General features: G+C 74.4%; 10 protein-coding genes. 3 read left to right on the plus strand and 7 right to left on the minus strand.

Translation table 11 applies throughout. From position 1 onward, the window contains the following. Nucleotides 1–507 precede the first annotated feature (507 nt). The 3 genes from E0L36_RS26270 to E0L36_RS26280 form a co-directional block, all read right to left on the minus strand. Nucleotides 508–2,196 (minus strand): XRE family transcriptional regulator, encoded by a 1,689-nt coding sequence (locus tag E0L36_RS26270; RefSeq protein WP_180931831.1) that lies wholly within the window; start codon nucleotides 2,194–2,196, stop codon nucleotides 508–510. A gap of 662 nt (nucleotides 2,197–2,858) precedes the next feature. Then, complete coding sequence (locus tag E0L36_RS26275; protein WP_180931832.1) at nucleotides 2,859–4,076, minus strand: NADP-dependent isocitrate dehydrogenase; 1,218 nt, start codon at nucleotides 4,074–4,076, stop codon at nucleotides 2,859–2,861. Between the two features lie 233 nt (nucleotides 4,077–4,309). After that, entirely contained in the window at nucleotides 4,310–4,678 is a 369-nt protein-coding gene (locus tag E0L36_RS26280; protein ID WP_180931833.1) for a helix-turn-helix domain-containing protein, read from the minus strand. A 176-nt stretch (nucleotides 4,679–4,854) separates the two neighbouring features. Here E0L36_RS26280 and E0L36_RS26285 point away from each other — a divergent pair, with 176 nt between their 5' ends. Beyond that, nucleotides 4,855–5,715: an NAD(P)-dependent oxidoreductase gene (locus E0L36_RS26285; RefSeq protein WP_374705599.1), complete on the plus strand. Its 861-nt coding sequence runs from the start codon at nucleotides 4,855–4,857 to the stop codon at nucleotides 5,713–5,715. 99 nt (nucleotides 5,716–5,814) lie between these two features. Here the strand turns inward: E0L36_RS26285 and E0L36_RS26290 are convergent, their stop codons facing one another. Then, entirely contained in the window at nucleotides 5,815–6,312 is a 498-nt protein-coding gene (locus tag E0L36_RS26290; protein WP_180931835.1) for a DUF3017 domain-containing protein, read from the minus strand. A gap of 310 nt (nucleotides 6,313–6,622) precedes the next feature. Further along, the gene (locus E0L36_RS26295; protein WP_180931836.1) at nucleotides 6,623–7,477 is read right to left on the minus strand and encodes a bifunctional methylenetetrahydrofolate dehydrogenase/methenyltetrahydrofolate cyclohydrolase; all 855 of its coding nucleotides are present in this window, start codon (nucleotides 7,475–7,477) and stop codon (nucleotides 6,623–6,625) included. Between the two features lie 286 nt (nucleotides 7,478–7,763). Here E0L36_RS26295 and E0L36_RS26300 point away from each other — a divergent pair, with 286 nt between their 5' ends. Beyond that, nucleotides 7,764–8,531 carry an FHA domain-containing protein gene (locus tag E0L36_RS26300; RefSeq protein WP_180931837.1) on the plus strand — a complete coding sequence of 256 codons (768 nt, stop codon included), beginning with the start codon at nucleotides 7,764–7,766 and terminating at the stop codon, nucleotides 8,529–8,531. A gap of 172 nt (nucleotides 8,532–8,703) precedes the next feature. Here the strand turns inward: E0L36_RS26300 and purH are convergent, their stop codons facing one another. After that, a complete protein-coding gene (gene purH / locus E0L36_RS26305) occupies nucleotides 8,704–10,293 on the minus strand; it encodes a bifunctional phosphoribosylaminoimidazolecarboxamide formyltransferase/IMP cyclohydrolase (RefSeq protein WP_180931838.1) in 1,590 nt (529 codons plus the stop codon). Then, on the minus strand, nucleotides 10,271–10,936 hold the full coding sequence (purN, locus tag E0L36_RS26310) for a phosphoribosylglycinamide formyltransferase (RefSeq protein ID WP_180931839.1): 666 nt from the start codon (nucleotides 10,934–10,936) through the stop codon (nucleotides 10,271–10,273). Before purN ends, purH begins: the two co-directional genes overlap by 23 nt. Nucleotides 10,937–11,161: 225 nt before the next feature. Here purN and E0L36_RS26315 point away from each other — a divergent pair, with 225 nt between their 5' ends. Next, nucleotides 11,162–12,016, plus strand: a complete 855-nt coding sequence (locus tag E0L36_RS26315) for a hypothetical protein (protein WP_180931840.1) — start codon at nucleotides 11,162–11,164, stop codon at nucleotides 12,014–12,016. Nucleotides 12,017–12,115 lie beyond the last annotated feature (99 nt).

The raw sequence follows: 12,115 nt of genomic DNA on the forward strand, positions 1-12,115 counted from the left end.
CTGCCCGTTTCCGGCCGCCGCATTCCCCGACTCCCCCGCCCGGATGGTGCGCGCACCGGAAACCACGCGGATGTCCCCCGTACGGATAACGACCCGCCGGGAACGGCCACCGGAAGGCGGACCGGAAGGCGGAGGGGCCGAGGAGGACGGTGGCCAGCGCCGGACGGACGGCCGGGCGGCGCGCGGAACTCCCCGGCGGCCGCTACCGGCCGACCGGCCACCGGACGCGCACGGCCGGGCCGGACGGGTGTGCGGAGGCGCCGGGCGGGGTGGAACCGGCGGCCGGTCCGCCGGAGCCCCGCGTCCGGCGGGCGAGGGGCGCGAGCGCCCCCGCCCCGGGCCACCACGCCCCGGGGGCGCCCGGGAGACACCGCCCGGAAGACGGCGCTCAGCCCGCACGCGCTCAGCCCCCGCGAGGCGTCCGGCCCACGCGATACGTCCGGCCCGCACGGCACGCGCGTCCCACGGGGGCCAACCGGCCCGCGGGGCCTCCCGGGCCCACGCGGCCTACTTGGTGCAGCCCTTGCCGCCCGCGGCGAGCGTCGCGCAGGCCCGGGCCTGCTTGCCCCGGGTGACCGAGACCATCGCGGTGTACGCGTCGTTGGTGGTGCCCACGGTGTCGGTCTCGGACTGCTCGCCGGACGTGATCACCAGCTTGTCGCCCTTGACGGCGCTCTGGATGCGGGCCCACGCCGCTCGGCAGACCTTGCTGTAGCGCACCTCGACATAGCTCTGCCCGACCCAGCCGGAGGTCGAGGTCTTCGCGTACTGCCCGCCGCAGCCCATGTCCTCGGGGTCCTTGCCCGAGCAGTCCGCGCCCTGGCACTTGACCCCCTTCGGCAGGTCGGGGTCCTTCGCCGTCGGCGAGGGCTTGGCGGGCGCCGCCTCCTTCTCGGAGCCCATCCGGTCGAAGGCGAACACGGCCCCCGCGATCAGGACGAGCGCGCCCACCGCGCCGACGAGGAACATCGTGACCCTCCGCTTCCCGGAACCCCGGGAAGCGGAGCCGGGTATCTCCGGGGCGGGCGGACCGGGCGGCTCGGCACCGGCGGGCGGGCCCGGCACCCCCGCGCCGCTCCCCCCGGACGCGGGGCGGACGCCGCTCACCGAGGGCTGGGCCGTGGTGAGCGCCTCGCTTCCGGCCGGGGGCCGCCCCGAGGGGGACCCGCCGGACGAGGGTCCGCCAGCGCTCCGCGCCTCCGTGCCCGCCGCCTCGCGCCGGGCGCGCTCCCGGCCCCAGGACGCGACGTCGCGCTGCGGGCCGTCCGCCCCGGAACCCGGGACCTTCGGCAGCGGCGCGGTCGCCGGGGCGGGCGAGGCCGTGGGCGCGGAGGCGGAGGCGGAGGCGGAGGCGGACCGGGCCCCCGGCTCCTGGGTGGTTCCGGTGCCCCAGTGCAGCTGGGTGGTAGCGCCACCGCCGGGCGGGGTGCCCGTCGGGGCGCCGCCGGGGCCGTGGCCGAGGATGGCGCTGCGGCGCAGCACCGTCGTCCGGTCGTCCATCTCCGGCCAGCCGTCCCCGGCGGGCGTGTTCCGCGCCGGGCCACCGGTGGGGGACGGCCGCCCCGACGGCCCGGGCGTCCCGGCGCCGACGGACGGCACGGCGGTGGTGGGGGCCTCGGTGGCTGGTTCCGGACGGGCGCCCGGCCCGCGCTGAGCGGGGACGGTCGACTCCGCGGGCGCGGCGGCCGGGGACCCCGTGGAAGCCGAGGCGGCGGGCGACCCCGAGGCCGCCGGACGGCCCGCGGCGGCGGGCGGCTGGGCGGCGGGCGGCGCGACGGGCCCCTCTGCCACGGGCCGGGCCGTGGCGCTCCGGTCCTTGCCGCGGCCGCGGCGACGGCCCTTGGCGGGCTCGTCCGTGATCTCACCGAGCGCGGCCCGCGCCTGCGCGACCTGGATGGCCTCCATCGTGACGTCGTGCCGCATCTCGCTGCGGCTCCAGGCCCGTTCGGCCAGCTCCCACATGGTGGCGAGGTGCCGTACGTCCGTGCCGGTGACCTCGGCCAGCGCCCGTGCCTCGCCCCGGGGTGGCAGCAGCCTGCCGTTGAGGTACCGCTCCCACGAGGACTTGCTGTAGCCCGTGCGGTCCGCGACCGTGGCGATACTCAGCCCGCTGCGGTCCACGAGTCCGCGCAGCTGGCTCGCGAACTCGTGGATCTGCGGATCCAGTTCCTCCGGTAGCGCCTTCCAACGAGGCATTGCCTCCCCCTTGTCCCCCGAATGTCCCGACTCCCCCCGTGCCGCACGCCCTGCGGACGACGCACTGGCTGTCCAGGGGGATGCAGAAAGCCAGGATGTCAGTTCCGAGTTCGGGGGCGCACGGGGGCAATTCGTGCGAGATTGCCACACCTGCGCACGCCCCCCTTGGCACTGCGCCGCCCCCAGTTTGCCACTCGTGCACCGTCCGTCCCCCGGCCCCCGACTGTGATCTGTTCGGCCGTACGATCGATGCCCGCCGGGCATACCCGGCCGTAACGCCATGAAATTCCCGGCACGGAAAGCCACGATCCGGCCACGGAGCCGCGCGAGGGCCCGGGATCCGGCCACCGCGCCACCCGGCTCCCGCGCCCGCCCCACACGGCCATCCGCCCGCCCCGCCCCACGCCCCCGAACCCGTGAGAGCCCGCCCGGCGGACCGCCGCCCCCGCCCCACGGGCGAGCCGGGATCCCACGGGAACCGGACAGCTCCGGGGCTGGAAACCCCCGGCGGGAGGGGCGGCCCGCCCGGACGCGCCGCGACTCGGACCGTTTCGCGGCTCCCGCACGTGCCCCGGCTCGGGACGTGCGGCGGTTCCCGCACGCGACCCGACTCCGCACGTGCCACGGCTCAGGACCTGACCCGGCTCAGGACCTGACCCGGCTCAGGACGTGAGGCGACGGGTCAGCTCGGCGGCGAGCGCGTCGAGGAACTGCTCGGTGGTCAGGTAGGGCGTGTCCGGGCCGACGAGAAGCGCCAGGTCCCGCGTCATCCGGCCGCCCTCCACCGTCTCCACGCACACCCGCTCCAGGGTGTGCGCGAACTCCCCGACGTCCGGGGTGCCGTCCAGCTCGGCCCGGTGGGCGAGGGCCCGGGACCAGGCGAAGATCGAGGCGATGGGGTTGGTGGAGGTCGGCAGCCCCTGCTGGTGGCGCCGGTAGTGCCGGGTGACGGTGCCGTGCGCGGCCTCCGCCTCCACCGTGCCGCCGTCCGGGGTCATCAGCACCGAGGTCATCAGCCCGAGCGAGCCGAAGCCCTGGGCGACGGCGTCGGACTGGACGTCGCCGTCGTAGTTCTTGCACGCCCAGACGTAGCCGCCGGGCCACCTGAGCGCGGCCGCGACCATGTCGTCGATCAGCCGGTGCTCGTAGGTGAGCCTCGCCGCCTCGAACCGTTCGGCGAACTCGGTGTCGTAGACCTCCTGGAACAGTTCCTTGAACCGGCCGTCGTAGACCTTGAGGATCGTGTTCTTGGTGGACAGGTAGACCGGGTAGTTCCGGGCGAGCCCGTAGCGGAAGGTGGCCCGCGCGAAGTCGCGGATCGACGCGTCGTGGTTGTACATGCCCAGGGCCACGCCGGGGCCGGGGAAGTCGTGCACCTCCAGCTCGACGGGGTCGCCGCCACCCTCGGGGACGAAGTTCATGGTGAGCGTGCCGGGCCCGGGGATCCGGAGGTCGGTGGCCCGGTACTGGTCGCCGAAGGCGTGCCGCCCGATGATGATCGGTTCCGTCCAGCGCGGCACCAGCCGGGGCACGTTCCGGATCACGATGGGCTCGCGGAAGAGCACCCCGCCGAGGAGGTCGCGGATCGTGCCGTTCGGGGAACGCCACATCCGGCGCAGCCCGAACTCCTCGACCCGCGCCTCGTCCGGCGTGATCGTGGCGCACTTGACGCCCGCGCCGTGCTCCCGGATGGCCTTCGCCGCCTCGACGGTGACCTGGTCGTCGGTGGCGTCCCGGTTCTCGATGCCGAGGTCGTAGGAGCGCAGCTCGACGTCGAGGTGCGGCAGGACCAGCTTCTCCTTGATGAGCCGCCAGATGACACGGGTCATCTCGTCGCCGTCGAGTTCGACGACCGGGCGGGCGACCTTGATCTTGGCCATGGGGTGTACGTCCCTCTCGCGCGGCGGTGGCTCCGGTAACCGGCGGGATCACGGCGGGCACACGGCAGAAACCGATGAGATCGGCGAAAACCGTTGGAAATCACCGAAAGGAGAAGCTTTCCGCCGATACGTCCCACAAGATCCCGAACCACCGTAGCCCCGGCGGCCGCCGAAACCCCGCCACCGCGACGCGCCCACCCCACCGCCGCGACGGTCCGGCGGCCGGCGAACGCCTACTCGCGCGCGGGCTCCACCGCGATCACCTCGGAGCGCTCCCGGAGCATCCGCTCGTCCCCCCAGAGGCCGAGCGGCACCAGCGCGTGGTTCAGCGTGCGCCCGTGTTCCGTCAGGGAGTACTCCACCCGCGGCGGCACCTCGGCGTAGACCTCGCGGTGCACGAGACCGTCCTCCTCCAGCTCCCGCAGGTGCTGCGTCAGCATCTTCTCGCTCACCCCGGCCATGGCACGGCGCAGCTCGGCGAAGCGCCGCACGCCGTGCGAGTCCAGCTCCCAGAGGATCGTCGACTTCCACTTGCCGTTCAGGACGTCGATCGCGGCGTCGACACCGCAGACGTACGGCCCGCGTCTGGGCGTTCTGGCCATCCTGATCCCCCTTACCAAAAGGTGAGTACCGCAGAAAAAAGTAGGTACTTCCGAGCGTAGTGACGCTCTCTGACCATGAGGGGGTGAACGCCGAACAGCACCACCCCACCAGTCAGACCAGTCCGAACAGCCAGACCAGCCAGACCAGTCCGAACAGCCAGAAGGCCGCCGTCACCGTGATCGGGCTGGGCCCGATGGGCCAGGCGATGACGCGCACCCTGCTCACCACCGGCCACCCGGTCACCGTCTGGAACCGCACCGCCAGCCGGGCGGACGGCGTCGTCGCCGACGGGGCGCGGCGCGCGGCGACGCCCGGCGAGGCGGTTGAGGCGAGCGACCTCGTGATCCTGAGCCTCACCGACTACCGCGCGATGTACGAGATCCTCGACGACGCGACCGCCTCGCTCGCCGGACGGACGCTGGTCAACCTCAGCTCCGACACCCCCGACCGCACACGCGAGGCGGCCGGTTGGGCGGCGGGCCACGGCGCCACCTTCCTCACCGGAGGCGTCATGGTCCCTGCGCCGATGGTCGGCACGGAGGCGTCGCACGTCTACTACAGCGGCCCCGGCCCGACGATGGACCGCCACCTGGCGGCGCTGACCCCGCTGGGCACGCCGAGGTACCTGGGCGAGGACCCGGGCCTCGCCCAGCTGATGTACCAGGCCCAGCTCACGGTGTTCCTCAGCACCCTGTCCGCGATGATGCAGGGCACCGCGATGCTCGGTACCGCCGGTGTGCGGGCCGTGGAGACGCTGCCCGCGATGCTCGGCCTGGTCGCCTCGATCGGCGACATGCTGCGCGGTGCCGAGGAGGAGCTGGGCGCCGCGATGGACGCCGGAGAGCACCCCGGTGACCTCAGCTCGGTCACCATGATGGGCGCGACCGCCGACCACATCGTCGAGACCAGCACGTCCCTCGGCCTCGACACCACGCTCCCCCGGGCCGTACAGGCGCACTACCGGCGCGCGATCGGGGACGGACACGGCGGCGACGGCTGGACCCGCGTCGTCGACGGCATCCGTTCCCCGCGCTGACCGCGCGGGACCACCACCCGCCCCGCGCCCCGTACACGCCCCGCCCCCACACCCGGGGAGCGGGTGCGGGGGCGGGGCGGGGGCCGAGGCCGCGCGGCCTCAGCGGATGAGGAAGCGGACGATGTCCTCCAGGAAGGGGATGGACACCCAGGGGTTCGGCTGGGCCATCATCGCCAGCAGCACGATCGCGAAACCCAGTACGCCGTAGGTGAGCAGGTCGGTGAAGCGCGAGCGCACCGCGAGCATGCCGACGGCGGGCAGCGTCCAGCGCATCACGCAGCCCGCCAGCAGCGACAGCCCCACGATCAGCATCCCCGCCCGGAACTCGACGACGGTGACCAGCAGTCCGGCCAGCGCCCCGAGGCACACCACGAGCAGCGGCCACTGCCGGTAGGGGGCGGCGTGCTCGCCGCCGAGCGCCCGGCCGCCGCCCTCCGGCCGGGACGTTCCCCGGGTGAGCACGGGGAAGCGGCGGGACCTCGTCCGCGTGGCGACGGGCGGGGCGTCCTCCCCGGACGGCGCTTCCCCGGACGGCGCCTGCCCGGGCCGCTCCTCCCCGGACGGTGCCTCCGCCGCCCGCTCGTTCTCTTCAGCCATCGGCCGAGTCCCTCTCCCGTCCTTGCCTGTCCGCGTATGTCCGCTCCACCGACGGGGCCGACGCCCGCGCGTCCCGCCCCGGTTCCGCCACCCCGCACCGGTTCACCCTGACGGGTCCGGCCCCGTTCCGCCGCCCCGGGCGCACCACGGGATGTCGTGGCCGCCCGCCGGGACGCGGAGCGCCGCGTCCGAACGGCCGCCCCGGCGCGGCCCGTCGAGCCACCCGGCCGGCACGGACCCGGCGCCAGCCCCAGCACGCCAGCTCCGGGGGTGGGCCGTCACACCGGCCCGCACGGGCCTGGCCGCCGGGTCAGCCCGCCGCGCGCTCCGCCGCCTCGACGACGTTGACCAGCAGCTGAGCGCGGGTCATCGGCCCCACCCCGCCGGGGTTGGGCGCCACCCAGCCCGCGACCTCGCGCACCCCGGGGTGCACATCGCCGACGATCTTGCCGTTCTCGTCCCGGCTCACGCCGACGTCCAGCACGGCGGCGCCCGGCCGCACGTGCTCCGGCCGGACCAGGTGCGGCACGCCCGCCGCGACCACCACGATGTCCGCCTGCCGCAGCTGTTCCGGCAGGTCGCGGGTGCCGGTGTGGCACTGGGTCACGGTGGCGTTCTCGCTGCGCCGGGTGAGCAGCAGCGGGAGCGAGCGGCCGACGGTCACTCCGCGCCCGACGACCACCACGTGCGCCCCGGCGATCTCCACGTCGTGCTCCCGGAGCAGCCGGATGATCCCCTGCGGGGTGCAGGGCAGCGGCGCGGGCTCGTTCAGCACCAGCCGCCCGAGGCTCATCGGGTGCAGTCCGTCCGCGTCCTTGGCCGGATCCATCAGCTGGAGCACCCGGTTGGTGTCGATACCGCGCGGCAGCGGCAGCTGGACGATGTACCCGGTGCAGGCCGGGTCCTCGTTCAGCTCCCGGACGACGGCCTCGATCTCCTCCTGGGTGGCCGTGCCCGGCAGTTCACGCTGGATGGAGTGGACGCCGATCTGCTGGCTGTCGCGGTGCTTGCCCGCCACGTACTTCTGGCTGCCCACGTCGTCCCCGACGAGCAGGGTGCCCAGGCCGGGCGTGACGCCCCGCTCCCTGAGCGCCGCCACCCGTTCGGTGAGCTGGGCCTTGATCGCGGCCGCTGTTGCTTTGCCATCGAGAATCTGCGCCGTCATGGGTCCATCCTCCCGGATGGACGGCACCGCTCACCAACGGGTCTCACGCTGGGCGGCGGAAGGCCCCCGGGACGGCGCGACGGGGCCACGCCGGGGCGCGTGGGCGCGCGGCGCGAGCGGGCACCAAACGGAGTGTCCGACTCCCGTGACAGCGGTGGCGCACCGGTGACAGGCGTACGGCGACGGTGACAGCCCTGCGGCGGATCGACGTGACGCGCGGGGAAACCGTGCGGCGACGCCCGCCCATTCCCTACGCTGAACCGCATCCGTGGGGGAAGGACGGACCATGTACAGCATCATCGTGGTGCCCGAGAGCGGCGGTGCGCTGGAGGGGCAGTTCCGGCTCGCGCCCGGGGAGACCCTGGGGTTCGGCCGGATGCCCGCCGTCTCCCCGCTCACCCGGGGCAGCGGCGGCAGTCTCACCCTCGGACACCGTGCCATCCCCCGCTCGGCGGGGCTGATCACCGCCACCGGCGCCTTCTGGACGCTCACCAACCTCAGCCGGGATCTGACGTACCTGGTGGAGAACCCGGAGAGCCCCGGCGAACACGTCCGGATCGCGCCGGGCCGGGCGGACGCCCCGGTGCCCTTCGAGTTCTCCCGGGTCGTCCTGCCCGCCGCGAACCAGCGGCTGACCTTCGACGTGTGGGCACCCCGCCACGACTACCTGGAGGGGCCGGACGACGCCGAACCGGCGGGCGTCGCCCCCGCCGCCACCCCGGCCTTCCCCCTCGACCGGGACAAACGGTACTTCCTGGTGCTCGCCGCGCTCTGCGAACCCCGACTGCGCGACCACCCCACCGCCCCGCCACCCAGCGTCAAGGAGGTCGTGCGCCGACTCCGCCCGCTCTGGCCCGGCATCTCCCGCGCCGGAGTCGAGTGGAACCTCGACTACCTCGCCGTCAAGGTCGGCCTGCGCCCCGCGCCCGGCGGCGCGGAGGACGACCGGGGACGCCAGGGCCTGGCCGAGACCCTCGCCGCCCTCGCCCTCCGCTTCGAGCTGGTCACCGAGGACGACCTGGAGGTCCTCAACCCCTCCCTCGTCCCCCTCTGACCCCAACACCCCCCGACCCGGGACAGTCACCAACTCCCGTCAGGGCGGGACCTGTTCGTCACGCGGGACGTGTTCGTCGACGGGCGGGGCGTGTTCGTGCGAGCGGTTGGCGTGCCGTGGTCCCACGGGGCCGGCTGCGCGCCGGGGCCCGTGGGACCGGTGGCGGAACGGCTCAGTGGAAGAAGTGCCGGGTGCCGGTGAGGTACATGGTGATGCCCGCGGCCTTCGCCGCCTCCACCACCGCCTCGTCCCGGACGGATCCGCCCGGCTGGGCGACCGCTCGCACCCCGGCGGCCGTGAGGACCTCCAGGCCGTCCGGGAAGGGGAAGAAGGCGTCGGAGGCGGCGAAGGAGCCCGCCGCCCGCTCCTCCCCGGCCCGGCTCACCGCGAGCCGCGCGGAGTCGACCCGGTTGACCTGGCCCATGCCGACGCCGACGGTGGCCCGGTCCTTGGCCAGCAGGATCGCGTTGGACTTCACCGCGCGGCTCGCCCGCCAGGCGAAGGCCAGCTCGGCGAGGTCGTCTCCGGTGAGCGGATCCCCGGCCACCAGGCGCCAGTTGGCCGGGTCGTCGCCCTCCGCCTGGAGCCGGTCGGCGACCTGCACGAGGGTTCCGCCCTCGATGGGCCGGAACTCCGCGGTGGCGCCCGGTGCCCCGGCGCAGCGCAGCACCCGGATGTTCTTCTTGCGGGACAGCGCCTCCACGGCGCCCTCCGCGTAGTCCGGGGCGACGATGACCTCGGTGAAGATCTCCGCCACCTGTTCGGCCAACTCCCGGCTGACCGTCCGGTTGACGGCGATGACCCCGCCGTAGGCGGAGAGCGGGTCGCAGGCGTGCGCCTTGCGGTGCGCCTCGGCCACGTCCGAACCGACGGCGATTCCACAGGGGTTGGTGTGCTTGATGATCGCCACGCAGGGGTCGGCGTGGTCGTACGCGGCCCGCCGCGCCGCCTCCGTGTCGACGTAGTTGTTGTACGACATCTCCTTGCCGTGCAGCTGTTCCGCGCCAGCGAGCCCGGCGCCGCTGCCGTCGGAGTAGAGCGCCGCGGGCTGGTGCGGGTTCTCGCCGTAGCGCAGCAGCCCGGTGCGGGCGAAGGTGGCGCCGACGAAGTCCGGCAGCCCGGAGTCGTCGACCGCCGCGTAGCCGTGCGCGAACCATCCGGCGACGGCCACGTCGTAGGCGGCGGTGTGCTGGAACGCCTCGGCGGCGAGCCGCTTGCGGGTGGCGAGGTCGAAGCCGCCGTCCGCGACGGCCTGGAGCACGTCCCCGTAGCGGGCGGGGTTGACGACCACCGAGACCGAGGGGTGGTTCTTCGCGGCGGCGCGGACCATCGAGGGGCCGCCGATGTCGATCTGCTCCACGCACTCGTCGGGGGCTGCCCCGGAGGCGACTGTCTCCTGGAACGGGTAGAGGTTGACGACGACCAGCTCGAACGGTTCGACCTCCAGCTCGGCGAGCTGCGCGCGGTGGTCCTCGATCCGCTGGTCGGCGAGGATGCCCGCGTGTACCCGGGGGTGCAGGGTCTTGACGCGGCCGTCCAGGCACTCCGGGAAGCCGGTCACCTCCTCGACCGGCGTCACCGGCACCCCGGCCTCCGCGATCCGCCGGGCGGTCGAGCCGGTCGAGACGAGCCGCACGCCCGCCGCGTGCAGGCCGCGGGCCAGCTCCGGCAGCCCCCGCTTGTCGTAGACGCTGATCAGCGCGCGGCGGATCGGCCGCCGGTCGCTCGGGTCGGGGCTCTCACTGATGTCGTGCTCGCTCATGTCCCAGACGTACCTTTCGTCCCTCGATGCTGTAGCCGTCGCGCGCGAGGCGACCCACGACGTCGACGAGGAGCCGTCGTTCGGCGTCCTTGATCCGCTCGTGCAGAGCGGACTCGTCGTCCCCCTCCAGGACGTCGACCGCGCTCTGCGCGATCACCGGTCCCGTGTCGACGCCGTCGTCGACGAAGTGGACGGTGCACCCGGTGACCTTGGCGCCGTACGCGAGCGCGTCCCGCACGCCGTGGGCTCCGGGAAAACTGGGCAGCAGCGCGGGGTGGGTGTTCACGAACCGGCCGCCGAAGCGCGCCAGGAACTCCGCCCCCACGACCTTCATGAACCCCGCCGAGACCACCAGGTCGGGCGCGTGGGCCGCGGTCGCCTCGGCGAGGGCCCGGTCCCAGGCGGCGCGGTCCGGATAGTCCCGCAGCCGCCGGACGAACGTGGGGATCCCGGCCCGCTCCGCCCGCCGCAGCCCCTCGACGCCCTCCCGGTCGGAGCCGACCGCGACGACCCGCGCCCCGTACGCCTCGGCGCCGCGCGCCTCGACGGCGTCGAGCAGGGCCTGGAGGTTGGTTCCGGAACCGGAGACGAGTACGGCGAGCCGGGCCGGAGGGCTGGACTGCCGGGGGTGCTGCGCGGCCACGGCGGGCTCCCTCTCGCACTTGGTTGCGCGGTCGGTGCGGACACGGATGCGGACGAACGAGCCGGTGAACGAGGGTTCCCGGGGAACTCTGGACGGCCCCCGACCGTCGGCAACGATACCGGCACACACTCGGGCCCCCACGGGACGGGGGCGCACACGCCAGGTAGCGTCGGAGCCACGTGTCCGCATGTGCCGAAGCAACAACAAGGGGAAGACACTCTCCACATGACCGACCGACGCCGCGGTGCGGCCCCATCCGACAGCTCCTCCCGCGAGCCCCGCGAGGACAACCCCTTCGCGCCTCCGCCGGAGGGGCGGCCGGAGCGACCGTGGCAGCCCCGCGATCCCGGGGACTCCTCGAACGGCGAGGGAGACGGCTCCTCCGGCCAGGATTCCGGTTCCGACGGCGACTCCGGCTCCGGGCAGAACGGCGGGCGCTGGGGCAGCCAGTGGAGCAGCCGCCAACCTGGTCGCGGCAGCGGCGGCTTCGGCCGCCCCTCCAACGGACAGGACGAGGGCGACGGCGGGCGCGGCAACGGCTCCGGCGGGCGCGGTATGCGCTGGGACCCGCGAGACCGGCTCCAGCGGCACGCCCGCTACTCCCTGCACACCGGCATCTGGGCGCTGTTCTTCGTGCTGTTCAGCCTGCCGCAGATCGCGCTGCTGCTCGGTGCGCTCTCGCTGTACTGGGGCATCAACGCGCTGCGCGGCCGGAGGCAGCCGCAGGACGGCGAGGAGCGGGAGCGGCGCGGCGGGCGCGGCCGTCGTGGCGCCGAGCCGGAGGACGTGGCCGGAACCGACCGGCACGGTGAGCCCGAGGGGGAGCGGCAGCCCACTCCGGGCGGGCCGCCGGTAGCGGTGGGCCCGGCGCAGGCGGCCAAGGCGCAGCGGACAGCGGCGATCAGCGGTCTGGTGACCTCCGGCCTCGCGCTCTGTCTGGTCGCCGCGACCTTCACCGTCGAGCTGGTCTACCGCGACTACTACGCCTGCGAGGAGGACTCGCTCACCACCGCGTCCCGCGAGGAGTGTGACCGGCTCCTTCCGGACAATCTCCGGTCCATCCTGGACAACCGGCCCTGACCCGGACGCCCCGACGCCGGGAGCGGTAGCCCTTCCCGGCCCCGGATTCCGGCGGACCCCGGCCAGGTTCCGCGCCGGGCTGCCCTCGGTCCGGGCCCT

The sequence above is a fragment of the Streptomyces sp. AJS327 genome, assembly GCF_013450295.1.
Lineage (GTDB): Bacteria > Actinomycetota > Actinomycetes > Streptomycetales > Streptomycetaceae > Streptomyces.

Bases quoted from the DNA above. Each gene is read 5' to 3' on its own strand.
- E0L36_RS26315 (WP_180931840.1), top strand. From the start codon at position 11,162: ATGACCGACCGACGCCGCGGTGCGGCCCCATCCGACAGCTCCTCCCGC.
- E0L36_RS26295 (WP_180931836.1), bottom strand. From the start codon at position 7,477: ATGACGGCGCAGATTCTCGATGGCAAAGCAACAGCGGCCGCGATCAAG.
- E0L36_RS26300 (WP_180931837.1), top strand. From the start codon at position 7,764: ATGTACAGCATCATCGTGGTGCCCGAGAGCGGCGGTGCGCTGGAGGGG.
- E0L36_RS26275 (WP_180931832.1), bottom strand. From the start codon at position 4,076: ATGGCCAAGATCAAGGTCGCCCGCCCGGTCGTCGAACTCGACGGCGAC.
- E0L36_RS26280 (WP_180931833.1), bottom strand. From the start codon at position 4,678: ATGGCCAGAACGCCCAGACGCGGGCCGTACGTCTGCGGTGTCGACGCC.
- E0L36_RS26270 (WP_180931831.1), bottom strand. From the start codon at position 2,196: ATGCCTCGTTGGAAGGCGCTACCGGAGGAACTGGATCCGCAGATCCAC.
- purH (WP_180931838.1), bottom strand. From the start codon at position 10,293: ATGAGCGAGCACGACATCAGTGAGAGCCCCGACCCGAGCGACCGGCGG.
- E0L36_RS26290 (WP_180931835.1), bottom strand. From the start codon at position 6,312: ATGGCTGAAGAGAACGAGCGGGCGGCGGAGGCACCGTCCGGGGAGGAG.